The 25,891-nt window shown below is 40.9% G+C and carries 25 protein-coding genes and 1 riboswitch; of the genes, 12 read left to right on the top strand and 13 right to left on the bottom strand.

Annotated features, from left to right (window positions below; genetic code table 11):
• From UR08_RS01105 to UR08_RS01090, 4 genes are all read right to left on the bottom strand, one after another.
• Complete coding sequence (locus UR08_RS01105) at positions 1-705, bottom strand: amino acid ABC transporter permease (RefSeq protein ID WP_115751833.1); 705 nt, start codon at positions 703-705, stop codon at positions 1-3.
• Positions 692-1,483, bottom strand: a complete 792-nt coding sequence (locus tag UR08_RS01100; protein ID WP_115751832.1) for an amino acid ABC transporter substrate-binding protein — start codon at positions 1,481-1,483, stop codon at positions 692-694. Before UR08_RS01100 ends, UR08_RS01105 begins: the two co-directional genes overlap by 14 nt.
• A gap of 210 nt (positions 1,484-1,693) precedes the next feature.
• Entirely contained in the window at positions 1,694-3,163 is a 1,470-nt protein-coding gene (locus UR08_RS01095) for a PH domain-containing protein (RefSeq protein ID WP_115751831.1), read from the bottom strand.
• A complete protein-coding gene (locus UR08_RS01090; RefSeq protein WP_115751830.1) occupies positions 3,156-3,638 on the bottom strand; it encodes a PH domain-containing protein in 483 nt (160 codons plus the stop codon). Before UR08_RS01090 ends, UR08_RS01095 begins: the two co-directional genes overlap by 8 nt.
• 125 nt (positions 3,639-3,763) lie before the next feature.
• Here UR08_RS01090 and UR08_RS01085 point away from each other — a divergent pair, with 125 nt between their 5' ends.
• Positions 3,764-4,234 (top strand): hypothetical protein, encoded by a 471-nt coding sequence (locus tag UR08_RS01085; protein ID WP_115751829.1) that lies wholly within the window; start codon positions 3,764-3,766, stop codon positions 4,232-4,234.
• A gap of 23 nt (positions 4,235-4,257) precedes the next feature.
• Here UR08_RS01085 and UR08_RS01080 read toward each other — a convergent pair whose 3' ends face one another.
• A complete protein-coding gene (locus UR08_RS01080) occupies positions 4,258-4,737 on the bottom strand; it encodes a QueT transporter family protein (protein ID WP_115751828.1) in 480 nt (159 codons plus the stop codon).
• A 7-nt stretch (positions 4,738-4,744) separates the two neighbouring features.
• Positions 4,745-4,789, bottom strand: a riboswitch (PreQ1 riboswitch).
• Between the two features lie 172 nt (positions 4,790-4,961).
• Here UR08_RS01080 and UR08_RS01075 point away from each other — a divergent pair.
• The 4 genes from UR08_RS01075 to UR08_RS01060 all read left to right on the top strand — a co-directional run bounded on the left by UR08_RS01075 (position 4,962) and on the right by UR08_RS01060 (position 9,882).
• Positions 4,962-5,450: an RrF2 family transcriptional regulator gene (locus UR08_RS01075; protein ID WP_115751827.1), complete on the top strand. Its 489-nt coding sequence runs from the start codon at positions 4,962-4,964 to the stop codon at positions 5,448-5,450.
• 24 nt (positions 5,451-5,474) lie between these two features.
• On the top strand, positions 5,475-8,075 hold the full coding sequence (locus UR08_RS01070) for a YhgE/Pip domain-containing protein (protein WP_115751826.1): 2,601 nt from the start codon (positions 5,475-5,477) through the stop codon (positions 8,073-8,075).
• Between the two features lie 307 nt (positions 8,076-8,382).
• Positions 8,383-9,111, top strand: coding sequence for a DUF981 family protein (locus UR08_RS01065; protein ID WP_115751825.1), 729 nt, complete (start codon positions 8,383-8,385; stop codon positions 9,109-9,111).
• A gap of 126 nt (positions 9,112-9,237) precedes the next feature.
• On the top strand, positions 9,238-9,882 hold the full coding sequence (locus UR08_RS01060) for a DUF1295 domain-containing protein (protein ID WP_115751824.1): 645 nt from the start codon (positions 9,238-9,240) through the stop codon (positions 9,880-9,882).
• Between the two features lie 80 nt (positions 9,883-9,962).
• Here the strand turns inward: UR08_RS01060 and cshA are convergent, their stop codons facing one another.
• Positions 9,963-11,453, bottom strand: coding sequence for a degradosome RNA helicase CshA (gene cshA, locus UR08_RS01055; RefSeq protein WP_115751823.1), 1,491 nt, complete (start codon positions 11,451-11,453; stop codon positions 9,963-9,965).
• Between the two features lie 530 nt (positions 11,454-11,983).
• On the opposite strand from cshA, the gene UR08_RS01050 reads away from it, so the two are divergent.
• Both UR08_RS01050 and UR08_RS01045 read left to right on the top strand, forming a co-directional pair.
• Positions 11,984-13,441: a glycoside hydrolase family 1 protein gene (locus tag UR08_RS01050; protein WP_115751822.1), complete on the top strand. Its 1,458-nt coding sequence runs from the start codon at positions 11,984-11,986 to the stop codon at positions 13,439-13,441.
• Positions 13,441-14,790 (top strand): PTS sugar transporter subunit IIC, encoded by a 1,350-nt coding sequence (locus UR08_RS01045; protein WP_115751821.1) that lies wholly within the window; start codon positions 13,441-13,443, stop codon positions 14,788-14,790. Before UR08_RS01050 ends, UR08_RS01045 begins: the two co-directional genes overlap by 1 nt.
• Here the strand turns inward: UR08_RS01045 and UR08_RS01040 are convergent.
• Positions 14,787-15,533, bottom strand: coding sequence for a MurR/RpiR family transcriptional regulator (locus UR08_RS01040; RefSeq protein WP_115751820.1), 747 nt, complete (start codon positions 15,531-15,533; stop codon positions 14,787-14,789). The genes UR08_RS01045 and UR08_RS01040 overlap by 4 nt on opposite strands.
• Positions 15,534-15,616: 83 nt before the next feature.
• Between UR08_RS01040 and UR08_RS01035 the strand changes: the two genes are divergently transcribed.
• The gene (locus tag UR08_RS01035) at positions 15,617-16,522 is read left to right on the top strand and encodes an ROK family protein (protein WP_115751819.1); all 906 of its coding nucleotides are present in this window, start codon (positions 15,617-15,619) and stop codon (positions 16,520-16,522) included.
• A gap of 36 nt (positions 16,523-16,558) precedes the next feature.
• Here UR08_RS01035 and UR08_RS01030 read toward each other — a convergent pair whose 3' ends face one another.
• From UR08_RS01030 to UR08_RS01005, 6 genes are all read right to left on the bottom strand, one after another.
• Positions 16,559-17,251 carry an alpha/beta hydrolase gene (locus UR08_RS01030; RefSeq protein ID WP_115751818.1) on the bottom strand — a complete coding sequence of 231 codons (693 nt, stop codon included), beginning with the start codon at positions 17,249-17,251 and terminating at the stop codon, positions 16,559-16,561.
• 37 nt (positions 17,252-17,288) lie between these two features.
• Entirely contained in the window at positions 17,289-18,662 is a 1,374-nt protein-coding gene (locus UR08_RS01025; protein ID WP_115751817.1) for a UDP-N-acetylmuramoyl-tripeptide--D-alanyl-D-alanine ligase, read from the bottom strand.
• A 64-nt stretch (positions 18,663-18,726) separates the two neighbouring features.
• Positions 18,727-19,839, bottom strand: a complete 1,113-nt coding sequence (locus UR08_RS01020; RefSeq protein WP_115751816.1) for a D-alanine--D-alanine ligase — start codon at positions 19,837-19,839, stop codon at positions 18,727-18,729.
• Between the two features lie 171 nt (positions 19,840-20,010).
• Positions 20,011-20,331, bottom strand: coding sequence for a DMT family transporter (locus UR08_RS01015; RefSeq protein ID WP_115751815.1), 321 nt, complete (start codon positions 20,329-20,331; stop codon positions 20,011-20,013).
• Positions 20,331-20,672, bottom strand: a complete 342-nt coding sequence (locus tag UR08_RS01010) for a DMT family transporter (protein ID WP_115751814.1) — start codon at positions 20,670-20,672, stop codon at positions 20,331-20,333. The genes UR08_RS01015 and UR08_RS01010 overlap by 1 nt, the downstream gene beginning before the upstream one ends.
• A 14-nt stretch (positions 20,673-20,686) precedes the next feature.
• Positions 20,687-21,244, bottom strand: a complete 558-nt coding sequence (locus UR08_RS01005; protein ID WP_115751813.1) for a TetR/AcrR family transcriptional regulator — start codon at positions 21,242-21,244, stop codon at positions 20,687-20,689.
• A gap of 206 nt (positions 21,245-21,450) precedes the next feature.
• Here UR08_RS01005 and UR08_RS01000 point away from each other — a divergent pair, with 206 nt between their 5' ends.
• The 4 genes from UR08_RS01000 to UR08_RS13180 all read left to right on the top strand — a co-directional run bounded on the left by UR08_RS01000 (position 21,451) and on the right by UR08_RS13180 (position 25,888).
• A complete protein-coding gene (locus UR08_RS01000; RefSeq protein ID WP_205757213.1) occupies positions 21,451-22,296 on the top strand; it encodes an AraC family transcriptional regulator in 846 nt (281 codons plus the stop codon).
• A 94-nt stretch (positions 22,297-22,390) separates the two neighbouring features.
• Positions 22,391-23,671: a PTS sugar transporter subunit IIC gene (locus tag UR08_RS00995; RefSeq protein ID WP_115751812.1), complete on the top strand. Its 1,281-nt coding sequence runs from the start codon at positions 22,391-22,393 to the stop codon at positions 23,669-23,671.
• Positions 23,672-24,478 (top strand): glycoside hydrolase family 3 protein, encoded by an 807-nt coding sequence (locus UR08_RS13185; protein ID WP_338067031.1) that lies wholly within the window; start codon positions 23,672-23,674, stop codon positions 24,476-24,478.
• Positions 24,479-24,532: 54 nt separating this feature from the next.
• On the top strand, positions 24,533-25,888 hold the full coding sequence (locus UR08_RS13180; RefSeq protein ID WP_338067030.1) for a glycoside hydrolase family 3 C-terminal domain-containing protein: 1,356 nt from the start codon (positions 24,533-24,535) through the stop codon (positions 25,886-25,888).
• Positions 25,889-25,891: the final 3 nt, after the last annotated feature.

Here is a 25,891-nt window from a genome sequence, read left to right as displayed (position 1 = left end):
TTATTTCGCGATATAGCGATCCAACCGTTTTTCGAGACGCCCTTGTAGCGCCGATAAAAACACACAAACAATCCAGTAAAGCAGTCCCGCTTCCATATAAACAAGCAAAAACTCGTAACTCGTTGCTGCAATTTCTTGTGCTTTACGGAATAGCTCAGAAACAAGTACAAGTGAAGCTAGTGAAGTATCTTTAATCAAACTGATGAATGTATTAGAAAGCGGCGGAACTGAAACACGAGCAGCTTGAGGGATGATGATCCGAAACAATACTTGCGTATAGCTCATGCCAATTGTGTAGCCCGCTTCCCACTGACCCTTAGGAACTGACTGAATCGCACCGCGCACAATCTCTGCACCATACCCACCAATATTCAGTGAAAAAGCGATGATTGCGGCCGGAAAAGGATCAAACTTAAGACCAATTGTTGGCAGACCGTAGAAGATAACAAACAGTTGAACAAGAAGCGGAGTCCCGCGAATTAATGAGACATAAAAGCGACCGATTCCACGAAAAATTTTCGAACTTGAAAGACGGAAAAGTGCGATTACAAGTGCAATGACCATTCCAATAATAAAAGATAAAAGCGTAAGCGGAATCGTATACTCGATTCCGCCCTTTACCATTGGCCAAAACGCTTCTTTCAGCACATCAAAGTTCAAATTATCAAGCGAAACAGCACCTAAAACGAAGTTATTCAGAAACATCTTGTCCAAACCATTTTTCTGAGATTTGTTTTAAAGTGCCGTCTTTTTTCATAGCTTTCAGTTCTTTATCAAAGGCTGCTTTGATGCCAGAATTCTTACGAAAGGCAAAAGCACTGCTGCTCGTTTCTTTGTTCAATTCAGCTGCGATTTTCACTTTATCATCATTCGTTTGCTTCATATAATCTAACACGGCGAGCTTATCATTAACGGTAGCATCTGTCCGACCTTGTTTAATCAGTGTGAGCGACTGTGATAGCCCGTCAACCGATTGAATATCCGCACCCGCTTCTTTCGCGATTTTCCCGTAATTACTTGTCAGACTTTGAGCGACTTTCACGCCTTTTAAGTCTTTGGCAGATTTAATTGAATCATTGTCTTTGGCTGTTACGATAACAGCTGTGCTTTTCGAATAAGGCACTGATAGATCATATTTTTTCTCACGGTCTTTATTGATTCCAACTTGGTTAGCAACCACGTCAAAGCGAGAAGAATTAAGTCCGGCAAACATGGAATCCCATTGTGTTTCTTCAAATTTCACTTTTAGATCTAGTCGTTTCGCAACTTCTTTCACGACATCAATATCAAATCCAGTTAATTTATTCGTTTTCGAATCATGAAAAGTAAAGGGGCGATAAGTACCTTCTGTCCCAACTGTGATGGTTCCCTCTTTTTCGATTTTTTTCATGTCATTATCCTTTGAAGAGTTTCCGCTCCCACCGCAAGCAGTTAAAACTACCGCCAAAATTGAAGTCAGTAAAAACGCTGCTATCTTTTTCATGTTTTCGTTCTCCTTTTGTTCTTTTTCTTCCTTAATTATCGCAAAACCTATTATTCCGATGAAATAAGGAGGATTAATAGTCACAGTTTGTTCACTTTGCCACACGTTCTATGCTTTGTATATTGTAGGAGAATCCCACTCAATTTGCAAGCAAGATGCTTACTTTGGGTAAGTAAAAACTGTACCCCAGATTTTGGAGTACAGCTTTCTTTAATTATTTGGGCGATACCATTTGTAAAGTCTCTCTGTTTGTTCCCCTGCAAGATACCGTAAAAACGGAGTCATTTCCGAATTCCCAGATTTTAAAGCAACACTTAAATGATTGGTTTTCGTACGCTCCATCCAAATACTTCTTGAAACTTTCATGGACTGGATTCGTTCTTTTCTAATCAAATAAGTCGTTTTAGAAAGAAACGGGCGCGCACGAAGCAAAAGTGTTCCTGCACTTACGCTAAAACCTGTTGCACGAAAACTTGCCACGGCTTTTAACCCACCAAGAAGAGGAAGAAGTACTGCGATAAGCCCATAGGGGTAGAAAAACGCACTTAAAATAAGAAACGGAATCAGTGACCAAACAAGATAAATCATCAAAAAGCGCGCTCGATTTTGCTTTGGCAACTTCTCAATCTTTGTTTCTTCAAAGTGATAATCCGGTAACATCTCTTTAATTGTCTCAAGTGCAAGCTTCTTTTTCATGATCGGGATGAGCAAAATGTCGCCCGATTGTTTCTCTTCATCGGCACCTCCTGCCGTGATGATCTTCACGCTCACAAGTCGAAGCATCTGTCGTAATGGAGATTCTGCAATTACAACTCCTTGGATGCGTTCATATTTAATCGTTGTTGTATCTCGCTCAAACAAGCCCTTTTCAATCATAAGATGGTCTTCAAATTGATGCAGTTTGAATTGGAAAAATTTAAACAGAGTTAAAATGATGGAAAAAATCCATAAAACGATCAACAGTAAAATCGCTAAAATAGCAAACAGTAAAACGCCTAATTGGATGGCTTGTTCAAAGCCTGATGCAAGCCAATCTTTTGGAATAGCATCCCAGATTTGAGACACAAATGCAATAACAAGGACAAAACTTCCGAACACACCACTTGATGTCACGGCCATAAGTAGTAGTTCTTTTGTTTTTAGTTCTACTGTCCGAATGCTTGTCTCGGATTCATTATGTACACCTGAATAGTCTTGTGTGACTTGTTCATCTACATTTTCTACTTTTTTGCCATCTCTTAAATCTTTGAGTTCTTGCGCCACACTTTTTGGCACCGCACTCAAATCAGCTTCCGCTTTCCCGCTCGTTCCTGCCGTTTCAACAAGAATTTGAACCACCCCAAATGGAATGAAGAAAAACCACTGCTTCTGCTGAACGGTCTGAATTCTTTCATATGGAATAAAAATGTTTTTTCGGAAAATTAAACCGTATTTGATGCGCAGCCCTTTTTCTTCAAGCGTATAGCAATAAGTCCAATATTTGACCACTGCAGGAATAAACATAGCAAAGACAGCGATAACAATAAGAACAGGCAAAAGCCACATTAGAAGCCATTGATTATTTTTGATTCCTTGAAAAACTGAAAATAAACCGACAACTACTGGGACGATACTCTTACGCAAATTATCAAAGAGCTCTTTCAAAAGGGCAATTGGATGCAATCTGCGTTCGCTATACATCTTCTTTCGCCACCTTTACAAGACTGAGGATGTATTCCCGCAATTCATCAGATTCCGAAGCATTCACTGCCTCAATTTCCTTTGCCCCTGCTGCCGTCGTAATCGAAAGTGAGACCAAATTTTGTTGCCTAAGTAGTGGACCTTGCGACGTTTCAATATGTTGAATCCGAATCATCGGAATGAGCACGCGTTTCCGAAAAATAATGCCATGTTGAATTTCGATTTCATCATGCTTAATTTGATAGCTCCATCTTGCCCATCGAAACGGGATAATAAAGCCATAAACGATAATAAAATAAAGCAATGCGACTACGACTATAATCGCACTAAACCAGAGATTCACATCTGTTGCTGAAAAAATAAAGTAGCTTGCAATAATGGCTAAAATTAAAAGACTCCCCACAAATCCATAGGAAAGCTGCCAAACTCTTTTTATTTTTTCAGGCAATTTCTTTTCTAAATTGGTAAGTTCCATAATACCCTCCCTTATTTTATTTCAAAAGTTAAGATGTTATTCATTTTTTGTTCATCATTTCGTGCTATGCTAAGTATAACATTTTTTGAGAGGAGAAAGAAGATGCAAAAAAATGGGTTTATTGAGTGATTGCCTGTCTGCTTTTCTCGGTGGCAAGCTTTTCTGCTCCGACTGCAAAAGTGATGGCCACACCAGAAACAGAAGTTTTGCAGTCTAACCAAACCTCAGAAGACTTGACTGATTTATTTCTGGCACGCGACTATTCGATTGGAGCGCCACTTGTTACCGTTCAAAATAATCAAGTGAAAATTCAATTCACCTCAAAAGAACTCGCTCGCATCACTTACACTACTACTCACGAAACGTTTGCTATACAAAAGCTGACAACTGAACACAAGCTTATTCTTCGTGATTTTATAAATGGTGAAAATTACTTAACTATCGCTGAAATAAACTCAGAAGGCAAGAAAACTGAGCTTAGGCTTCTTATCACTTTGTCAGGGCTTACTCCGAAAAAATCTGAACACAAAACCGTACAAGCAAGACTGAAGGTTCTTGCTTCACTACGTGACATAAAAAGAGCTGGAACAGATTAACGTTCCAGCTCTTTTTCAAATATTTAAAGCGAATCCAGTTTCATTCGCTTATTTAACATATACATAATCGGAATGCCAATCCCCATCACCGTGAGTTCTCCAATGGCTGAAAATAGCCAGCTTGCGAAAAACGGTGCATCGAATGCCAGATAAAGCTCAAATGCGACCATAAACATCGTCAACGAGAAAACTAGCGTATTCGCAATCATTCTTGCAACTTGCCCTTTCAAATAATGCATCACGATAAACATGATGAGCATGGAAATAACGGACTGTGAAACACCGAAAACAAGGTCATACCAACCAAGTGGCGAAAACAGATTCGTTATAAAAACGCCGAGTATAATTCCCCAGAAAAATTTCTTGTTGAACACAATCAAATGATTGAACAGTTCTGGAACACGAAATTGGACAGCTCCATAAACAAGCGGCTGAACAATAAAGCCCATGACCACATAGAGGGCTGCAACAATCGCATTCGTTGTAATCCACTTCATTTTCACTATTAATCTCTCCCTAGTTTTTTTACGTAGGATGGTTTCGAACTACGTTTTTTAAAATCACATTATTATAGCGCAGTTTTAAAAAAATGAAAACCCCTTCAAGAAAAAACAAGATTTAGAGCTTGCTTTTTTAATGGAAATCATTATAATTGTCATAGATAATGAGTATCCATAATAGATATTTGTTATCTCTAAAGCGTTTACCAAAAAGCGAGGTGAATCTGTTGAGACTAACACGAAGTTTAGAACAAGCGGTTTGTATCATCACACTACTTTCTACGCAAGATAGTTCGGCGCCACTTGCGTCGGATGTGATCAGCGAACGTTTGCAAGTTTCTTCTTCTTACTTAAAAAAGATCATGCGAAAATTAGTCGTTAAAGAAATCATTCGCTCCGTTTCTGGAAACAACGGTGGATTTTCTTTAGCCAAAAGTCCGAAAAAAATTTCGCTGCTTGAAATCGTAGAAGCCGTTGAAAGCGACCTCTCGAGTTATCCGGATACTGGGCTTATTAAAACGGTGTTTGGAGATATTCGTAAAAATGTGGCTTCTAAAGGAGAAAGAAAAGTAACCGAAACTTTTCAAAAAGCAGACGCAGCTTGGAAAGAAGTGCTTAAAAACCATACTGTCGCAGATTTATTGCTTGAAACGCTTGGTCAAGAGGAGCTTCCGTTCAAAAACTGGAACGAAAGTCGTCCAGAATTAAATTTTTAGATTGGTGTTGATTAGAAAGTGAATATGTTAAAAAACGAATGGATGCAGTTCGGGAAAAATAAAATCCTGCTGATTTCTTCCATTGTTATTTTATTCATTCCGATTTTATATGGCGGTTTCTTCTTAAAATCGGTTTGGGATCCTTATGGTAAAACAGGAGATCTTCCTGTTGCAGTGGTCAATCACGATCAGAAAACCGAATATGGCGGGCAAACACTCGATGTCGGAAATGAACTCGTGGATAATTTAAAGAAAAACAACGATTTGGATTGGCATTTTGTCAGTCAAAAATCAGCAGAGCAAGGAATTAAGGATGGCAAATATTATATGGTTGTCACCATTCCAAAAAACTTCTCGAAAAACGCCTCGACTCTGCTTGATAAAAACCCTCAAAAAATGAACTTATCTTACAAAATCAATCCTTCGCAAAACTACGTTGGCGAAGTGGTGACAGAACAAGGGGCAAATCAATTAAAATCGCAAGTAGCAACAAGTATTACAAAAGAATATGCTAAAAGTGTTTTTGCTCAAATTAAAGAAGTTGGTAAAGGCATGTCGACTGCTGCAAATGGCGCTAAAAAATTAGATGACGGTAGTGCGAAGTTAGCAGATGGAAATAAAACGATCACAAATGGGTTAAATACACTTGCGGATAGTACACTCACTTTTAAAGACGGCACTTCGCAAATTCAAGTTGCCGTAAATGAAGCTTCTGCTGGGACGAAAAAATTAGCTGATGGTGCTAAGTCCCTTAGCGCTGGTGAAAATGAGTTCAGCTCAAAACTAGGGTCTTATACAGACGGCACAAAAAAATTAGCTGATGGCTCAGCTAAACTTTATCCTGGTTCTAATCAAGTAACTGATGGACTTACAAAGCTTAAAAATCAAGTTCCCGCTCTTTCTTCTGGTGCTACACAACTAAATGGCGGTGTACAACAGTTAAATAGCGGCATCACTGAACTTAAGCAGAATGTGGATGCGGGACTAAAAGAAAGTAATACACCCGCACAAAAACAAAAGTTGCAAGAACTGAAAAACGGGGCAAATAGTCTAGAAACGGCTGTTGCACAGTTAAATCAAAATTTAAATAAATCCGTTAGTTCTTCAAATGAAATCAATCAAAATGAGCTAACAGCGGGCTTAAATCAAGTTCAAGCTGGGGTTGCAAAACTTCAAGCAAGCAATAAAGAGTTCAATTCTGCAATTGATGCTGGAATTGACAGTGCTGTGAAGAAAACGGGTGTAGACCTTTCAACTCCAGAAGTAAAAAAAGTTATTGAAGCAGCTAAAGATGGTGCTAAAGGTGGCGCTGAACAAGTATTAGATAGACAATCTAGTGCTTATACAAATATTAATGCTGGGATTGATCGATTAAAAGTAAGCAGTAATACAGTAGCTGATGCTATCTACAAACTGAATGCACAGGTGCCTACACTTGCGAGCGGTACAAATGAGCTTGTTGGTAAAACAGAAACAACTATAGGTACATTTAATCAAATTTCTACGGCACTGGGTGCTTTATCTAATGGCGGTACTAAACTGGCTTCTGGTACAAACCAACTTACATCGTCCATTCCAACTCTGTCAAATGGTGTTGATGCGCTCTACAGCGGCTCCAAACAAGTAACAGACGGTATTGGATCTCTAAACGGCGGGCTTCAGACACTTACTAGTAACAACGCAGCATTAAATACTGGCAGTGCTACACTTGCAAGTGGTGCAAACGAGCTAACTGGTGGTTTGAACCAAATGAACAACCAACTTCCTCTTTTAAATAATGGAATTGGTCAATTAGGAAATGGCGCTTCTGAAATTAATAATGGCGCTAGCAAACTAGCAACTGGATCTGCTGATCTTGGAACAGGCATCAAGCAAGTTGGGGATGGTTCCAAAGAGCTTGCTGGGAAGCTAAAAGATGGCGCAGAACAAGTAAACGATACAAAAGCTTCGAATAAGACATTCAATATGTTCGCATCGCCAACTAAATTAACGGAACACAAAATGAGCGAAGTTCCTGATTACGGGCATGGTCTTGCACCTTATGTTCTTTCGCTCGGTCTGTATGTTGGGGCGCTTGTCTTTAACTTTATCTTCCCGATTCGACGTCCCGCAGTGGATCCAACAAGCGGGATTTCATGGTGGCTTAGCAAGGCTTCTATCGGAGCTTCTGCGGCTGTCCTTCAAGCGCTTATTTTGGATTCAATTATGTTAATGCTTGGTCTACATGTAGATCACGTTGGTGCCTTTATTTTAACGTCTGTTTTAACTTCATTAACCTTTATGTTCCTTGTTATGTTCCTTGCGATTACACTTGGAAATCCGGGTCGATTCTTTGCAATGGTACTTCTCGTACTTCAACTTGGTGGAGCTGGAGGAACTTTCCCAATGCCACTTACCAATGGATTCTTTAACGCAATTCATCCATTCTTACCGATGAGTTATACCGTTTATAGTTTCCGTGATGCGATTTCTTCTGGACTTGGAATTTCTGTGTACTTGCACAGTTCCTTGATCTTGCTTTCGATTATCGTAGTCGCAAATGTACTTCTCATATTGGTACTCACACTGCGACACAACAAACGGTTCGCACTTGAAAACCAAACGCTAATCCCTGGAGGGGACTAAGCTAAAATCTGGAGGGGAAAATTTCCTCCAGATTTTTTGAATTTCACCGAAATCTATTTTTAAATAATTAAAAGCCTATTTTGCGGATCACAAACATCTCAAAACTTCTAATATACAACCGCCAAACTTATTATTTCATTAAATTCAAAGGCTTTTATCAGAATTTTGCTGTTGAACTTCATAAAAAAACTAGCCAGATATTGTCTCTTTTATTTACTTGTGCACGATTTCCCAAACAGAACAGAAGAAAACCCTTTCAGATGGTGTTATAGTAATAAATGAATCTATTCAAAAAGGGGGAGTAACAATGGTTATTGATTGGTCGAATACGGCTGTTTACAATACCATCATGTCCGTTACAACAGGGATTGCTTTACTGCTTATTTTACAATTTGGGAGAAAACTTCAAAAAGAGGAAATCGGTCAGCTCGATGGCTGGGTTGTTGGCTTCGCTATTCCGGGCTTCATTTTAACACTCACAGGTGCCCACATGTCACTCACCTGGCCGCTTTCCAAAATCGGCTTTCCATTTGACGACATCATTTTTGGCGAACCGGTACTCGCATTCGGCGTTTTGCTTCTTGCTACAGCGTATTTACTTCGCAGACGCAACCAAGTTTACATGCGTGAGGAAAAACTGGACGCAAGAAACGACAAGGTTATCGCTAAACGGCTTCAAGAGGATTTGCCTGGCCTCTTAAAACCACTTTCCTATTTTGGGGCAGCTATGGGGCTTGCACTTATCGCGATTGGCATTGCCGGCGTGACATTCCAGCTTTTCGCCGCACCGAAAGAAGAACCTATTTCTGGGCTCCTTGCTGATTATCCCCTTGTTGAAGCTAGCTTCATTTCGCTACTTTATGCCATCACTGGGCTTGGTGCCGCACTTTTCCCACTCATCTTGAAGAAAAATCCTGCGGCCGGGCTAGTAAAAACCGTGAAAACACTTTGGCTAATCGCAGGAATTATCTTTGTAGCGTTCGGTGTTATGAATTACTTTACACATATTGGTTTAATCGTGAACACCATGAAATAAGCCATTTAAAAGCAAAAAGTGCCTAGGAATCAAGCTAGGCACTTTTTTCATTTAGTGAGCCCTCCTTCTTTTCTATTGATAATTTCCTTTTATTGTGACAAACTGGAAAAAAAGGAGGATAAATTTATGTATGGAATCAAGCAAAAAACGCTTGGATCAAAGATATTTACATTAATCATCCAGCTTGTTTATTTGACGCTTGCTTTCTACTTAATCGCAAGCTCAGATTTAACGAATGTTGTGAGTTACACGCTTTATTTCTGCTTACTAATCACGTTTATTCGCCTCAACGCCATGAGTTTTATTTGGCTCCCTAGAGGAATTAGTTGGAAAGAAGCGCTCGGAAATAGCACTGCATTTGCGATTTATTATATTGGATTTCCATTATTTGCGATCTATCATCATAGTTCTTTCAGCATGAGCATGTACCTAATTGGCATTGCTCTTTTTTTAATTGGGAGCTTTATTAATACCGCCTCCGAGTTACTTCGAAAACCCTTTAAAGATGACCCAGCCAACAAAGGAAAACTATATACAGGCGGACTATTCAAATATGCGATCCACATTAACTATTTTGGCGACGTGCTTTGGGTAGCAGGATTTGCTCTTGTGACGTTAAACTGGTGGGCCATGATCATTCCTATTTTTCTGCTCTTACTTTTTATGTTCTCTTACATTCCAAATGCAGACAAATATTTACTTGGTAAATATGGCAAACAATTTGAGGCTTACCAAAAAATTACTAAAAAACTGATCCCCTTCATTTGGTAATCCGGATTTAGTCCAAACAAAAAGCAGTAATCTGAGAAAACTTTTCTTCAGATTACTGCTTTTTACTTTATACACAACAATTATTTATTGTTATTTGATTTCTTATAGTAATTACCTTTTCCGCCGCCGCGACGATCACGTGAACCATTGCTTGATCCACGTCGACCTTTGCCGCTGTTGTTGCGATCACGATAGTTCCCTTTGCCGCCACCACGGTAATTACCTTTGCCTTTTCCGCCGCCACCGCGAGATGGAAGTGGACGCTCTTCTGTGATGTGAACTGGCGTTTGATCCGGTTCTTTTGCAAGCATTTTAAGCATTGCTGCTGCAATATCAGTTGCATCATAGTTTTCAAGCAATTCACTTGCAACTGCTTTATAATCCGCTAGATTTTCTTCTGTAATAATTTCTGTGATTTTTTCTGTCGCAAGACGAAGTTGCCCAGCAAAAGCCTCATCCCAAGTTGGTGGCTTAAGAGGTTGCATTCTTTTCTTCGTTGTTTGCTCCACTGTACGAAGGTAACCCATTTCGCGCGGTTGTACGAAAGTAATCGCCATACCTTCTTTCCCAGCACGACCAGTACGACCAATTCGGTGGACATAGCTTTCTGGGTCTTGCGGAATATCGTAGTTATAAACGTGTGTAACGCCTGAAATATCTAGTCCACGAGCCGCAACATCTGTTGCAACAAGAACATCGATTTTTCCTTCTTTAAATTTACGTAGCACACTCATCCGTTTCGCTTGTGTTAAGTCACCATGAATTCCTTCAGCCACATAACCACGCATATCAAGTGCACGCGAAAGCTCATCGACACGACGCTTCGTCCGTCCAAATACAATGGCAAGCTCAGGCGATTGTACATCTAGTAAACGACTTAAAACATCAAATTTTTCTTTTTCATGCACTTTAATAAAGAATTGTTCAATCAAAAGTGCTGTCATTTCTTTCGCTTTAACACGAATAAGTTCTGGGCTATGCATGAAGCGTTCTCCAATACGACGAATTGGATCCGGCATCGTTGCAGAAAATAGTAAAGTTTGGCGTTCATCTGGGACTTCTTTCAAAATGGATTCAATATCATCAATGAATCCCATGTTAAGCATTTCATCTGCTTCATCAAGCACAAGTGTCTCAACGTGATCTAGCTTCAGCGTGCGCCGATTAATATGGTCAAGAATACGACCTGGTGTTCCGACAACAATTTGCGGGTTTTTCTTTAACGAACGAATTTGACGGCTAATATCCGAACCGCCATAAACCGCAAGTACTCGTACATGCTTGTCATAGCTTAACTTGTACAGCTCTTCCGAAACTTGAATCGCAAGTTCGCGTGTCGGTGCAATAATTAAACCTTGTACATTGGAATTCTTTTGATCAATTTTTTGGATCATCGGAAGACCGAACGCAGCCGTTTTTCCCGTCCCTGTTTGTGCTTGTCCAATTAAGTCTCTTCCTTCAAGACCGATTGGAATCGTCTTTTCTTGAATCGGTGTTGCCTCTTCAAATCCCATTCTTTTAACAGATTTTACAATTTTTTCGTCCAGACCAAACTCTGAAAACTTTGTCAATGTCATTTCTCCTTTATCTTCTTAAAGTTTTTTCAGGAGAGCTTTATCCTCATCATACGCTTATGATGAATCTTTACGATCTACATAAAAAATGAAAATGATTGACTCACTTTCATTCTTCCAGTTACTAAACTATGATTTCTTTTTGAATTATTCACCACTTGGTAATTTCCAAAACGCTCTGAAATCGACAATTCGACGTATCAAATAAAAAAAGCCCTCTAACTCACTAGGCTATACATACAAAACCTAATAAACATCTAATAGACATCATAACATGAATTCATCCTCATTTCAATCTGAAAACCCAGTTTTTACGACGTTTTTGCGAATAAAAAAAAGAAAGCGAATTCAAATATACGGAAAAACCAGTAAATTTTACTTTTCTCAATCGTTTTACCTATAGAATTTCTGTTTTTCTGTTTCAAATTCCTGAAACGCGTTGCACAAATCAAAAAAAGCGCTTACATTTTCAAAAAGAATCTTCTATGATGAAAAGGTAATAAAAACCGATGAAGAGAGGAATGACCATGAAACACAAACACTTAGACGCCTTTCCAGCTGATTTTTTATGGGGAAGCGCATCCGCCGCTTACCAAATTGAAGGTGCTCATGACGCAGACGGAAAAGGGGAATCCATTTGGGACGTTTTCGTGAAAAAACCTGGAACGACTTTCCAAGACACCACTGGCGACATCGCAGTTGACCATTATCACCGCTACCTAGAAGACGTTGCCTTAATGGCCGAACAAGGACTGAAAGCTTACCGATTTTCTGTTTCTTGGGCGCGCATCTTTCCAAATGGCAAAGGAGAAATCAATCAAGCCGGACTGGACTTTTACAACGCGCTGATCGACGAATTAGTAAAATATCAAATCGAACCTATCGTGACGATCTATCACTGGGACTTGCCGCAAGCATTACAAGATGAGTATGGCGGTTTTGAATCTAGAGAACTTATCCAGGACTTTACGAACTATGCCAAAGTGCTCTTTGAAGCTTTCTCAGATCGCGTTAAATACTGGATTTCTTTAAACGAACAAAATGTTTTCATCACGCATGGCTACCTGCTCGGCCTTCATCCGCCGAAAGTAAAAGACTTGAAACGCACGCTAAGTGCCAATCACATTGCGAACCTTGCAAATGCGTCAGTTATCGCCGCATTTCGTGAAGGAAACTATCCCGGACAAATCGGTCCAAGTTTCAATTTTAGTCCCATTTACGCATTAAATGCCGATCCTGAAAACGTGCTCGCTAAAATGGATACCGAAGAACTGATGGATTTCTTTTGGCTAGATGTGTACGCGCGGGGCTATTATCCTCGCACAGTTTTAAAACAATTGATTGAACAAGGGCTAATGACAGAGCCAACTAAAGCCGATTACGCCCTTCTCGCAAAAGGAAAGCCAGATTTCATTGGACTGAATTATTATCAATCCGCCACCGTAACAAAAAATGATGCGCTCTCTTTATCCCAAGAAGGCATGCAGATGAACCATTCTGGCAAGAAAGGCACAAGTCGCTCCATTTCGATTCCTTCCGTGAGCAAATTTACGAAGAACACATATCTTGAGCAAACGAACTGGGATTGGACCATTGACCCGGTTGGGATTCGCTCCGCTCTTCGCACGATCGAAAGCCGCTATGCGCTACCCGTTTTGATTACTGAGAACGGTCTTGGCGAATACGATCAATTTGAAAATGGCGAAATTGACGACTCATACCGCATCGACTATTTAAAGCAGCACCTAAAGCAAGTTCAAGAAGCGATAACCGATGGCGTGCAAGTTTTAGGCTATTGTTCGTGGAGCTTCACAGATCTGCTTAGCTGGCTAAACGGCTACCAAAAACGCTATGGTTTCGTCTATGTCGACCGCGATGAAACCTCAGAAAAAACACTAAATCGCTACAAAAAAAAGAGTTTTTATTGGTACCAAGAAGTAATCGCAACAAACGGCGCCAGTTTAACAAAAAAGGAGAATGACTGATGGAAAAATTGGAACGTTTCTTAAACAAATTTATTGGCCCTGTAGCTGCCCGAATGAACCGCAGCAAATTTTTTAGCGCTCTAGCAGAAGCCTTCATGCGCACAACTCCCATTACACTGGGCGTTGCTCTCCTAATGATCATTGGAAATTTCCCGATCCCTATTTGGATTGAATGGCTGAAAAATATCGGTCTAACGCCCCATTTCAATGCTGCACTTGGGGCAACCATCAATTTGCTTTCCGTCTATGTAGTGTTCAACTTTGCTTACATTTACGCTAAAAAAGATGGCCATGATCCCATGCCAGCAGGTTTACTTGCGATAGCAGCGTTTTTCCTTCTCATGCCACAAGCAATTCAAACCTACATCCTAGGCGAAAACGTGACGAAATTCCCAGCACAAGCGCTCATCAAATCCAGTTCGAATGTGGAAGCCTTCCAAATGCTCTATACAGGTGGATCTGGACTTTTCGTTGCCATCTTAGTTGGCTATGCCGTCGGTTTACTTTATTCCTATCTCATCAAGAAAAACATCACCATCAAAATGCCCGATTCCGTTCCAACAAACGTATCCGAATCCCTAAGTCCAGCCATTTTATCCGGCATTATTCTTGTCATTTTCTTCATTGTCCGCGTATTATTTTCTTATACACCCTTTGAAAATATCTTTGCCTTCATCACCATGCTCGTTCAAGCACCACTACAGCATTTAACCGCGTCTCCCATCGCGATTATCTTGATTTTCACAATCGCGAACTTGCTTTGGTTCTTCGGTATCCATCCCAACATGGTTTACGGCGTTGTGATGCCGACACTAACCGCAAATATGACAGCAAACATGGTCGCTTTCCAGCATCATCAAGAACTGCCTTACCTTGCCATGGCCGTTGTTTCTTATGTTTGCGGAAATGGCTTTGGCGGTCAAGGCGCAACTTATGGACTCGTCATTTCCATGTTCCGAGCAAAATCAGCGCGCTATAAACAACTTTTCAAATTAGCTGGTCCTCCTGTCATCTTCAATATCAATGAACCGCTCATTTTCGGGATGCCGCTGATGTTAAATCCATTTTTCTTCATTCCAATGGTCATTTCCCCCGCCTTAATGGGCGGAATCGCTTGGGGAATGATGTCGTTCCTAGATTTTTCGAAGTACAACCCACTAATTGCCATGCCTTTTACAACGCCTGCGCCTATTGTGATGTTCCTAAAAGGTGGGTTCCCGTATTTCCTTGTTTTCATCGTGCTACTTATTGTCAACATCTTAACATGGTATCCGTTCTTTCGAATGGCCGACAAAAAAGAATACCAACAAGAATGCTCACTCGAACAAGAAAAAGCAGCAGAGAATTAATTCTCTGCTGCTTGTAAGTGATAGCAATATGCCACTAAGTATTCAATCAAAGCAACAACTGGGACTTGCGAAGATAAATCGAACTGATAAGGTAAACGTTGCTTTTCCGTGTAATAACACAAATTGATAGAAGACAAATTCGCAAGCAAATTATCGCCTGAATTCGTCACGCTGATAATCGTCTTGTCATAAGACTTGAGCAGCTGCGCGAGCTCGACCATTTCGCGTGTTTCACCAGAACTTGAAAAAAGCAGGACTACATTCCCATTTTCTTTCGCTTCTCGCTTTAAAAACGGCGCATAAGGTTCATTAGAAGAAAGCGCCTTAAAACCGATCATATTGAGCTTCCGTGCAGCATATTCAGCCATAATGCCAGAAGAGCCCATCCCGATACAACAAATCCAGTCAGCCGCTTGAAAAAGCTCACCGACTCGTGTAATTTGCTCATTAATATCGGCTTCGAATACTTGGTCGACAAAAATCTGTTCCAAGAAAATCCGCTTCGTCATACTCGTTCCCGTCATGTTTTCGACTTCATTTCGAATATAAATTTGGAAATCACGAAACGAAAGAAACCCACATTTTTTCACAAATCGTGTGACAGTCGCAGACGAACAAGGAATTTTAGCGGCAATTTCTCGAGCAGAAAGCTGGAAAATTTGCGCTGGATTTTTAAAAATAAAGGTGCGCAAGGCTTCATCTGAATCTGACAACTGCTGCACCATCGAAATTTTTTCTAGCATCGCGATCTTCTCCCGTCAAAATCATTGCATTTATTATATCAAAAAGTCATCAGAAATCCATATCTTGCGAAGGAGGCAAAATAATGTCCAATATTCTTGTTTTCGACATCGGCGGCACATTCGTCAAATACGCAATCGTCCAAGCAGGAAAACTCGGAAACGTCCACAAATTCAAAACCCCAAAAACGAAAGAACAATTTAAACAAGAACTAGTGGCGACCCTTGAAAACGTGCCTTGTGCACTTTCCGGCGTCTCGATTTCCATGCCGGGCGTGATAAACCCTGAAACCGGCTTTGCCCTTCACGGAGGTTCCTTACGTTTCATCCATAAAGAAAATCTACTTACACTCTTCAGCTCCTATTTTAACTTGCCTGTAGCCGTCCATAACGATGCCAAAGCTGCAATCATCGGTGAAATGAACGAAGGCCAACTGCGAGGCATCCAAAATGGAGCGATGATCGTGCTTGGAACAGGCGTTGGCGGCAGCATTATGCTAAACCGAAAAGTCCTATCCGGCACGCACCAATCTGCGGGCGAACTTTCACTGCTTAAAACGAGCACCGATCTTGAAAAAGCGGACTTTCTCGTCGCCCGAAACGGCATCCACGCGCTGCTCCGTCCTTTCGCTAAAGCTAAACAACTCGATCCAGAAAAACTATCCGGTGAACTTTTCTTTGAAGTCCTGAAGCAAGGCGATCCAGATGCCATCTCGATCATGAAGCGTTTTACAGATTCCCTTGCCGTTCAAATTTGGAATCTCCAAGCGACTCTTGATCTCGACAAAATTGTCATCGGTGGCGGCATTAGCTCACAACTCCTTTTGCTTGATTACCTGCAAGCGAGCATGAAAAAACTCGTTGCGCCACTTTTGCATCTAGATAGTAGCTTTCTTGAAAGCATTCAACCTGTCATTGAATTAAGCAGCTTAGGAAACAATGCCAATTTACTGGGTGCCTATCATCATTTTAAAGCCAACCACGCCAAGTAAAAAGTGAGCCGCTGCTTGATCAGCAACGGCTCACTTTTAGCTTTCCTTCAAGAAACCTAACAAGTTTTCAAACAAAACTTCCCGGTCTTTATCTTGGCAAAGTAAGTGCCCGGCTTCTTCCATGATGAGTAAACGCTTCGGACCTGGAATCGTCTCCATCAAGTAATCTACGCTTTGCTTTGCAGAAATGACTGCATCCATCCCACCTTGCGCAATAAAAGTCGGAATCTCAAGATGGGCAAGCGCTGGCTTTGCTTGCATCACCATCTTCGCAAACTGCGCTTTTGACTGACTTGGAACATCCGTGAAGCGTTTAAAACAGCGACTAAAAACCGAACTATTCTTGAGTTTTTTGTCTTTTACTTCGACAAACATTTGACCTTGGTTATCCACCAAATTAGGCCAGTCCAAATAGTGCACAGAAGTACTAAGAAGAGCCAGCTTTTTCACCTCAGGATGGTGTCTTGCTAGCCAACCAGCAAGAAGACCGCCCATCGAAAAACCAATCAAATAAACTTCATCATCTTCTTTTAAGAGCTGCGTCAAAATGCTTTCCATGAAAATAATCCAGTCTTGATAAGTCGCATTTCGTAAATGATACGGCTTATCATGGCCAGGAAGCGTCGGTGTTAATACATCCCAATCGGTATGCTCTTTTAAATAATCAGCGAGTGGTTTTAACTCATCTGGCGTTCCCGTATAACCGTGAATACACAAACATGCAACCATTTTGATTGTCAACTCCTGTTTTCATCGTAAAGTCATCTTACCCTATCATAAGTTTTTCTACGACATCTTTCAAGCCCATTCCATAAGATCCTTTAAAAAGAACCCATTCGTCTCCTGTTACTGCTTGAAGTAAAGCCTTTTCCAGTTCAGCTTTAGAAGTAAAATAATGAACATGTTCTGCGCCGATTCGTTTACTAGCAGCTTCCGCAAAAGCCTGCATCGCTTCTCCGTAAGCAAAAACTTCATCCAGTTTTTGCGCTTCGATCACTTCCCCAGATTCGCGATGAAATTTCTCGGTATCTTCTCCAAGTTCCAACATATCCGCTACAACAGCTATTTTCCGTTTCCCTGCTGCATCCATATTCATAAAGGTTTTAAGCACGGCCTTTAAAGCAGTTGGACTTGAGTTATAAGAATCATTCAAGATTTTTGTTCCTCGAGGAGATTCAAGCCACTCTAATCGACTTTTAGATCGTTCCATTCCACTTAAAGCCACTTTTGCATCTAGAGAATCAATCCCTAGTTTGCGCGCAGCAAGCAAAGCCGCCATCGTATTGAACACATTATGTTCGCCAATAATCGGCACATAAAGGGAAGTTGCTGGGTCCAAATTCGTGGTAAACTTAGTCCCTTCCGTTTCCGTAGTAATCTGAAGCGGGTAAATATCCGCCGTATCTTCTCGCCCAAAGGTTTCCGTTTGTACATCACTTGCTAGCTGTTGCTCAATTAATGGCTCTTCGTGTGGATAAATCAAAAGTCCATCTCGCTTTAGCCCGAGCACGATTTCAAGCTTTGCCTTCGCAATTTCTTTTCGCGATCCCAAGTATTCGATATGTGCTTCACCAATATTTGTAATGATCGCGATATCTGGACGAGCAATTTTCGTTAGTTTTTCAATTTCGTGGCGGTGATTCATGCCCATTTCTAAAATCGCGACTTCTGTGTCTTCTGGCATCGTTAAAATCGTATATGGTAAGCCAATGTGATTATTGAAGTTGCCACTTGTTGCGTGCACCTTATAACGGCTACTCATGATGGCTCGCGTGATATCTTTCGTGGTCGTTTTCCCGTTACTGCCAGTAATCGCCACAACTTTCGGTGCGACTTCCGCAAGATACTTTTTCGCAAACAACTCAAATGCATCCGCCGTATTTTCAACAAGTAAAAGCGGCACATCGTCTGGCGGATTCGGTACATCCATTTGCCAAAAACTTGCAGCGGCTCCTGCTTCAACGGCTTGACGAACAAAAGAATGTCCATCTCTTGTTTCCCCAACAAACGGAACAAACAAGTCCCCTTGTTTTATTTGACGAGTATCAAAGCACACTCCCGTCACTTTCGTTTCATTAAATGTAGCTTGATTTAATTGCGCATCAATCAAAGTCGCAATCTCCAAAAGCGTTTTTTCCATTTCGCCCCAACTTTCCTTCTTGAAAAAAGCAGTTTGAATAAATTCAAACTACTTTTTTCTGGTTTTAATCTTCTAAACGGTATTTCAACTGATTTTTCGCTTCATGACGTTCGAGTCCGAGTTCCACCAGCTGTTCAATCAGCTGGCTATAAGAAATGCCACTTGCTTGCCAGAGTAGCGGATACATGCTAACAGGCGTGAAGCCTGGCATCGTGTTAACTTCATTTAAAAAGATTTCGTTTTGCTCTGTCACAAAAAAGTCTGCGCGAACAAGACCGCTTGCATCAAGACCAAGAAAAGCTTGAATCGCGTATTCTTTTAATTTATTTTCTACTTCTTCACTGACTTCTGCAGGAATCACAAGCGTCGTATCATTATCTTGATATTTCGCTTTATAGTCATAAAAAACAGCTTTTGAACCTTTTGGTAAAATTTCGCCAGGAACTGAACAAGCTGGCGTGTCGTTTCCAAGTACCGCCATTTCAATTTCGCGAGCAACAACTCCTTGCTCAACAACAACGCGGCGATCATACAAGAAAGCTTCGTCCATCGCTTGATAAAGCTCATCCCGATTTTCCGCTTTGCTAATCCCAACGCTTGAACCTAGATTTGCTGGTTTAACAAACATGGGATAAGTGAGTGCCTCTTCCATATCCGCAACCATTTCGTCGCGGAAATTTTTCCAATCAATCGAGCGAACGGCTACAGCCGGAAGTTGCGGAATCCCTGCATCTGCAAAGACTTTTTTCATGACAATTTTATCCATCGCTGCCGCTGAAGCAAGTACGCCGTTTCCTACATATGGAAGATTCAAGACTTCAAGAAGCCCTTGAACTGTGCCGTCTTCTCCGTTTGGTCCGTGTAGCAGTGGGAATACAACCGTATTTTCTCGCTCTTCTGTCACATCAGCTGGACTAATTAAAAATCCTGAGGAAATTTCGTTTTCTTTTTGCGCTAAGCAAAACTGCTCTTCAGGCGAGAAACGCAGCTGGTCTGAAAAATCCAATTGATGCGTAATCTCTGGGCCCTGAATCCAGTCACCGTCATTGGTTATGTATACAGGTAGCGCTTCGAATTTATTTAAATCAAGTGCATTAATAACAGAAAGTGCCGTTTGCAACGATACTTCATGTTCGGCTGACTTTCCGCCATAAAGTAAAATTAACTTTGTTTTCATGGTATCCCTCCGGATTCTTTTCTGTAGTCTATTTTACCACGTTTCTGTTAGATTAAAAGCAATTTCTTAAAAATGGCGCGACGTGAATCATTTTAACGCCTAATCAAAAAGCAGCAAAAACTTTTGAAGCGAACTCACATGTTCCCATTCAAAAATTTTTGCTGCTTCCTTTTATGCCCCTGCAGATAATTTAAGTCCAATCACTCCAGCAATAATCATGGTAATAAAGAAAATTTTCATGACACTTTTCTTTTCTTTAAAGAGAAGCATCCCCATGATGACACTGCCAACTGCTCCGATTCCTGTCCAAATCGCATAGCCTGTTCCAATTGGGATGGTCTTTAACGCGTGTGAAAGCAAGAAGAAACTGCCACACATGAAAACAATCGTTAAAACAGAAAACCAAAGCTTTTTAAAACCTTGTGAAAGTTTCATGGTAACAACAAAGCACATTTCGCAAAGACCAGCGATCACTAAATAAATCCATGCCATTATTTTTCTCCTTCCTTTCCGCCGCCATCATCAACAAGTTTCAGTCCAATAATTCCTGAAATCAATACAATTAATGAAATGATTTTAAGCAGCCCAGCCGGTTCGTTTAAGAAAAGGATTCCGACAATCGCCGTTCCTGCAGCTCCAATCCCCGTAAATACAGCATAGGCTGTTCCAATTGGGATGGTGCGCATCGCTAGAGCGAATAGGCCGAAACTAACAATCAAAAAGGCAATTGTAAGCAAACTGAAATCCAATTTTGTAAATCCGTGTGATTCTTTAAGTCCAAAAGCCCAGACGATTTCAGAGAGTCCGGCTAAAACTAAATAAAACCATTGCATAACTATCTTCTCCTTTAATTTAAGAGTAAAACCAAAGCTTCAAAAGCTGATTCTCTTCGTTTTTCAAATTCTGTCAAGTCGTAAAGTTCATGTTCCACACCAAGACCATCTAAAAAAGCATAGAAAACTCGAATCCAGCGCGTTTTTTTCTCTTCATCGTGAGTCACTTCATCAAGCAACACGGCAATTTTTTCAAAAGCTTGTGTCTCATACCTTGTTACCTCTTCCTGCATTTTCTCCTTTAAGGAAACAGGCGGATAGTAAACCGATCGCTGGAAAAAGCGTCGTACTTCAGGATCTCGTTCAAAGTCTGTCGCGGCATAAAAAAAGGCTTTGAGATATTCTTCAGCCGTTTCGTAATCTTCTCGCTTCTCTGCTTTGACATTTGCCAATTCTTCTTGCATAACTTCTCGGTAAATCGTCAAATAAAGTTCTTCTTTAGATTCAAAATGTGCATAAATCGAAGGTGTCTTAATTCCTGCTCTTTTAGCTATTTCAGAAAGAGCTGTTCCGTCATACCCTTTTTCTGAAAAAAGTGTCAGAGCCGCTTTTTTTAGCGTTTCTTTGGACATCTCGATTCCTCCTTGTTTAAATTAACTAACGTTCGTTAGTTATAATATAACAAAAATGAAACCAAAGGTAAAGGGGTTTATTTTACATGTTACCAAAAATATGCCTAAAATTGTTTTTCACCTTACTTCTGTTTATAATTTAAAGTGGAGATACGGCAGCATCAGTTCACTTCAGAATTTACTAATGACAAATAGAGGTGTAAAAAATGCTCGAAAAAAACAGTATATATCATGAAGCCATTGTCCCGACTATGAATTTTCCATTTAAAATTTTTATTTTCCATACTAAAAGTTCAGACCGGCTAATTCCGCCTCATTGGCATGCCAGTGTAGAACTTTTATTTTGTCTGTCTGGAAAGTTAGATGTTCAGTTTCCGAATCAACACATCTCGTTAGCTCAGCAAGATGTGTTGTTCATCAATTCCAACATGATTCATTCTTCACAAAGTCCAGCTCCTGGAAAATGCTTAGCCATTCAAATTCCACTTGATTTTTTAGCAAGTGCCACGGAAAACCAGTATGGTCACCAATTTCTGTACAAATTGACTCCGCAAAACGCGACTCCGGAAGTGAAGGCAATACTTATGCGGATAAAAGAGCAGTTAACGAAAGAAAACTTGTGGGACCGCTTGACGACAAAAGCAAGCGTCTATGAACTAATAGCGGAGCTTACCAAAAACTTTCGCACACCACTTGCAGGCATTAAAGAAATTGAGAGCGCCAAACACCTTCCCAAGTTAAAAAAAGTAAATGATTATATTGCAGCACATCATAAGGAACATCTCTCGCTTACATCTGTAGCAGAACATTTCAATTATAATCCTTCCTATTTTTCACGTTTTTACAAAAAATTTATGGGGGTTTCTTTTAGCGAATATTTGAGTTCTGTCCGTTTATTAGAAGCTTACTTCAAACTAAGAGATACAGACCATACGATTCTTGAAATCGCACTTGATAGCGGTTTTTCAACAGTCAAGTCTTTTTATAATGCGTTCACAAAACATTACGGTATATCCCCTCAGCAATATCGGAAAACATACTTCAAAAAGTAAAATTCTTTCCGATTTCATGTCAAAAAACGACGCGAAATGAAAACGCTATCTTTTATATAATGTGGCTATAGAAGTCCAAACAGGGGGTTTAGTAATGAAAGAGAAAATCATTCACTTTTTTAACAAAATCAATCCATGGTTCGATAAAATGGGGAGCAATGCTTATTTGCAAGCGATTTCCGGCGCCATGATGTCTACACTCGGACCGATTTTCATCGGTTCCATCGCTGTTTTAATCACTGTTTTAATGAACATGGTGCCTTCCCTTAAACAATTAACACAAGTCACTGACTTACTTGCCAAAGTCAATACTGTCACAATCGGGGCAATGGCCATCTACGTCGTTGTTCTTATGGCTTATCATTTAGTACGTCGGCTTGACCGGGATGAAGATCCCATCTCAGCAGGCATTATCGCTCTAATGAGTTTTCTTTTGATCACGCCAATCGGTCAAACAGCAGACAAGGTTTCTGCCATTCCTTCTACTTGGCTTGGCGCACAAGGCGTATTTTCCGCACTCATTATCGGGATCGTTAGCGCTCGGCTTTATTTATTCATTAAACATAAAGGCTGGACGATCAAAATGCCTGCTGGGGTGCCGCCGATGGTTACGCGGATGTTTGAATCTCTTATTCCAACCATTTTAATTGGTCTCCTTTTTATCCTCATCGACTTTTTATTTGGACTAACTGGATTTGGCAGCATGCACCAATTCGTTTACTCGATTATTCAAGAACCGCTGAAAGGAATTGGCGGCACAATTGGCGCTGTTATCCTCCTAAGTTTGATTCAGCAAATTTTATGGTTCTTCGGGATTCACGGCACCAATGTGATGTTGCCACTTGTAACACCGCTATGGCTGTCCATGGATGTTGAAAACTTAAATGCGATTCAAGCGGGACAAGTTCCTCCAAATATTGTTGGGCTAGCTTTTTTCAACATTATCACTTTCGGTGGAATGGCACTTGGGCTTATTTTGCTCATGCTACGAGCGAAAAGTAAACAGTATCGTGAAGTGGGTAAAATTGCGATTATTCCTGGCTTATTCGGAATTACAGAACCTGTTATTTTCGGGACACCGCTTGTTCTTAATTTCAACCTTGCGATTCCGTTTATTACAAACAATACGATTGCACTCATTCTCGCCTATGTGCTTACAAAACTACACGTTGTCGCTCAGTTTACGGGAGTTCAAGCAATTTTCGGATTGCCACTTGGCTTTCATGCTGCGGTTCAAGGAAGTATCTCGATTATCATTTTACAATTATTTATTCAACTGATTTTGTCACCGATTCTTTGGTATCCGTGGTTTAAACGATTGGATAATAAAACTTATGAACAAGAACTCGCAGCTGCAAAAGAGGAGGAAAAATAGATGAATGAAACAGATTTGAAAAAGATCTTAAAGGATTTAACTTGGCAAGAAAAAGTTGGTCAGCTAATTCAATTATCTGGAGACTTTTTTAGTAGCGAAGATGCCTTAACGGTTGGACCCAAGCAAAAGTTAGGGATCACGCAAGAAATGGTCGATTTAGCGGGCTCCGTTTTAAATGTTGCTGGTGCTAATAAGACAAGGCAAATTCAAGAAAAGTGGCTTCAAAAAAGCAGGCATAAAATTCCACTTCTTTTCATGGCCGATATTGTATACGGCTACCGAACCGTTTTTCCCATTCCACTTGGGCTTGGCGCGACTTGGAATCCAGAATTAATTGAGCAAGCTTACAAAGTGACGGCGGCAGAATCGAAAGCTGCCGGGGTGCACGTGACTTTCGCGCCAATGGTTGACCTCGTGCGAGATGCTAGATGGGGAAGATGCCTAGAATCGACTGGGGAAGATGCGACACTTAATGCGGCTTTTGCACGCGCGATGGTTACTGGATTGCAACATATGGAAACTGGTAAAATCACGGGGATTGCATCCTGTGTTAAACATTTTGCTGCGTACGGGGCCGCAGAAGGCGGACGCGAATACAATACAGTCGATATGTCTGAGCGACGATTGCGGGAGGATTATTTACCGGGCTATCAGGCAGCCGTTGATGCGGGAAGCGAACTCGTGATGACATCTTTTAATACCTATGATGGGATACCTGTTACAGGAAGCGAATTTTTGCTTAAGCAAATCTTGCGAGAAGAATGGGGCTTTGATGGCGTCATCATCTCGGATTATGCTGCCGTGTAGGAACTTGTAGCACATGGGATTGCAGCCAATGAAAAGGAAGCCACTCTTCTTGCAATGAAGGCGACGAACGATATTGATATGAAAACAGGATGTTACGCTAAGCAACTTGAGCCGCTTGTTCAGGAAGGAAAGCTTGATCCTGGCTTAATTGATGAAGCGGTATGGCGCGTTTTGAAGTTGAAAAATAAACTTGGCTTATTTGAAGATCCTTATCGCGGGGCATCTAGCGAGCGGGAGCGAAAAGCGCTTTTGACGGAAGAAAATCGTGATTTGGCGTATCAAGTCGCCGCTCAGTCGATGGTCTTATTAGAAAATAAAAACAACACCCTCCCTCTTGCTAAAAATGAACAAAAGATTTTGCTTGTCGGTCCTTATGGCGATAATCAAAATTTAATTGGCTTGTGGGCAATTCACGGAAACACAAGCGACGTCATCACGATCAAAGAAGCGATCAGTCAGCATGTTTCTGCTTCAAAATTCAGCTATAGCGCGGGTTGCGAGATGTTGTCGGATTACCATTTCCTCGGGGAATTCGGCGGAAGCAAGGAACAACTTGAGCGAATGCCTCTAGCTGAAAGGAAGCAAGCGCTCGCAGAAGCACTCGAACAAGGAAAACAAGCCGATGTGATTATTTATGCGATGGGTGAGCATACGATGCAAAGTGGTGAAGCAGGCAGTAGAACGGACATCACACTGCCAGATGTCCAAAAAGAATTCATTCAAGAAATGCTTGCGCTCGGGAAAACGAACATTTTAGTGACTATCAGTGGGCGACCGCTAGTTTTAACGGAAGAAGCCAAACAGATGGATGCAATTTTACAAGCTTGGTTTCCTGGAACGGAAGGCGGACGTGTGATTGCTGACATTTTATTTGGTGAAATCAATCCTTCGGGTCGTTTAAGCATGAGTTTTCCTTATACGGCTGGCCAGCTTCCGATTTATTACAATGGCTTTCAAACGGGGCGTCCACTGAATAGCGAGACACATAAAGGCCGGTTTGTTTCCAAATACTTGGATAGTCCGAACGCTCCGCTCTATCCATTCGGATACGGATTGAGCTATAGCGATGTTGAACTTTCGAGTTTAACATTAGATACAGAGGAAATGGTGGATCAGCTACACATCGGTGTGCAAATCAAAAATAACTCCTCGCGCGGCGGATTCGAAACGGTCCAACTATACGTGCAAGATATCGTAGGATCTGTCGTTCGCCCGACTCGAGAGCTGAAAAAGTTCAAAAAAGTTTATTTAAAAGCGCAAGAAAACACCGCGATTCATTTTACATTAACGCGTGAAGATCTCTTCTACTATACGAAAAAGATGGACTTTACAGTTGAGCCAGGCGATTTCAATTTATTTGTCGGCTTAAATTCGCGGGATACACTTTCAGCATCATTCACGCTAAAATAACAA

The organism is Listeria kieliensis (assembly GCF_003369925.1).
GTDB lineage: Bacteria > Bacillota > Bacilli > Lactobacillales > Listeriaceae > Listeria > Listeria kieliensis_A.
Note: the sequence above shows the minus strand (reverse complement) of the source record. Positions and strands in the feature narration are given on the sequence as shown.

What these genes read in the sequence shown, in the direction of transcription:
- UR08_RS01045 (WP_115751821.1), top strand. Translation starts at nt 13,441, where the DNA reads ATGGAAAAATTGGAACGTTTCTTAAACAAATTTATTGGCCCTGTAGCT.
- UR08_RS01035 (WP_115751819.1), top strand. Translation starts at nt 15,617, where the DNA reads ATGTCCAATATTCTTGTTTTCGACATCGGCGGCACATTCGTCAAATAC.
- UR08_RS01010 (WP_115751814.1), bottom strand. Translation starts at nt 20,672, where the DNA reads ATGCAATGGTTTTATTTAGTTTTAGCCGGACTCTCTGAAATCGTCTGG.
- UR08_RS01095 (WP_115751831.1), bottom strand. Translation starts at nt 3,163, where the DNA reads ATGTATAGCGAACGCAGATTGCATCCAATTGCCCTTTTGAAAGAGCTC.
- UR08_RS01090 (WP_115751830.1), bottom strand. Translation starts at nt 3,638, where the DNA reads ATGGAACTTACCAATTTAGAAAAGAAATTGCCTGAAAAAATAAAAAGA.
- UR08_RS01015 (WP_115751815.1), bottom strand. Translation starts at nt 20,331, where the DNA reads ATGGCATGGATTTATTTAGTGATCGCTGGTCTTTGCGAAATGTGCTTT.
- UR08_RS01105 (WP_115751833.1), bottom strand. Translation starts at nt 705, where the DNA reads ATGTTTCTGAATAACTTCGTTTTAGGTGCTGTTTCGCTTGATAATTTG.
- UR08_RS13185 (WP_338067031.1), top strand. Translation starts at nt 23,672, where the DNA reads ATGAATGAAACAGATTTGAAAAAGATCTTAAAGGATTTAACTTGGCAA.
- UR08_RS01040 (WP_115751820.1), bottom strand. Translation starts at nt 15,533, where the DNA reads ATGCTAGAAAAAATTTCGATGGTGCAGCAGTTGTCAGATTCAGATGAA.
- UR08_RS01070 (WP_115751826.1), top strand. Translation starts at nt 5,475, where the DNA reads ATGTTAAAAAACGAATGGATGCAGTTCGGGAAAAATAAAATCCTGCTG.
- UR08_RS01020 (WP_115751816.1), bottom strand. Translation starts at nt 19,839, where the DNA reads ATGAAAACAAAGTTAATTTTACTTTATGGCGGAAAGTCAGCCGAACAT.
- UR08_RS01000 (WP_205757213.1), top strand. Translation starts at nt 21,451, where the DNA reads ATGCTCGAAAAAAACAGTATATATCATGAAGCCATTGTCCCGACTATG.
- UR08_RS01065 (WP_115751825.1), top strand. Translation starts at nt 8,383, where the DNA reads ATGGTTATTGATTGGTCGAATACGGCTGTTTACAATACCATCATGTCC.
- UR08_RS01030 (WP_115751818.1), bottom strand. Translation starts at nt 17,251, where the DNA reads ATGGTTGCATGTTTGTGTATTCACGGTTATACGGGAACGCCAGATGAG.
- UR08_RS01100 (WP_115751832.1), bottom strand. Translation starts at nt 1,483, where the DNA reads ATGAAAAAGATAGCAGCGTTTTTACTGACTTCAATTTTGGCGGTAGTT.
- UR08_RS00995 (WP_115751812.1), top strand. Translation starts at nt 22,391, where the DNA reads ATGAAAGAGAAAATCATTCACTTTTTTAACAAAATCAATCCATGGTTC.
- UR08_RS01025 (WP_115751817.1), bottom strand. Translation starts at nt 18,662, where the DNA reads ATGGAAAAAACGCTTTTGGAGATTGCGACTTTGATTGATGCGCAATTA.
- UR08_RS01060 (WP_115751824.1), top strand. Translation starts at nt 9,238, where the DNA reads ATGTATGGAATCAAGCAAAAAACGCTTGGATCAAAGATATTTACATTA.
- UR08_RS01005 (WP_115751813.1), bottom strand. Translation starts at nt 21,244, where the DNA reads ATGTCCAAAGAAACGCTAAAAAAAGCGGCTCTGACACTTTTTTCAGAA.
- UR08_RS01050 (WP_115751822.1), top strand. Translation starts at nt 11,984, where the DNA reads ATGAAACACAAACACTTAGACGCCTTTCCAGCTGATTTTTTATGGGGA.
- UR08_RS13180 (WP_338067030.1), top strand. Translation starts at nt 24,533, where the DNA reads ATGAAGGCGACGAACGATATTGATATGAAAACAGGATGTTACGCTAAG.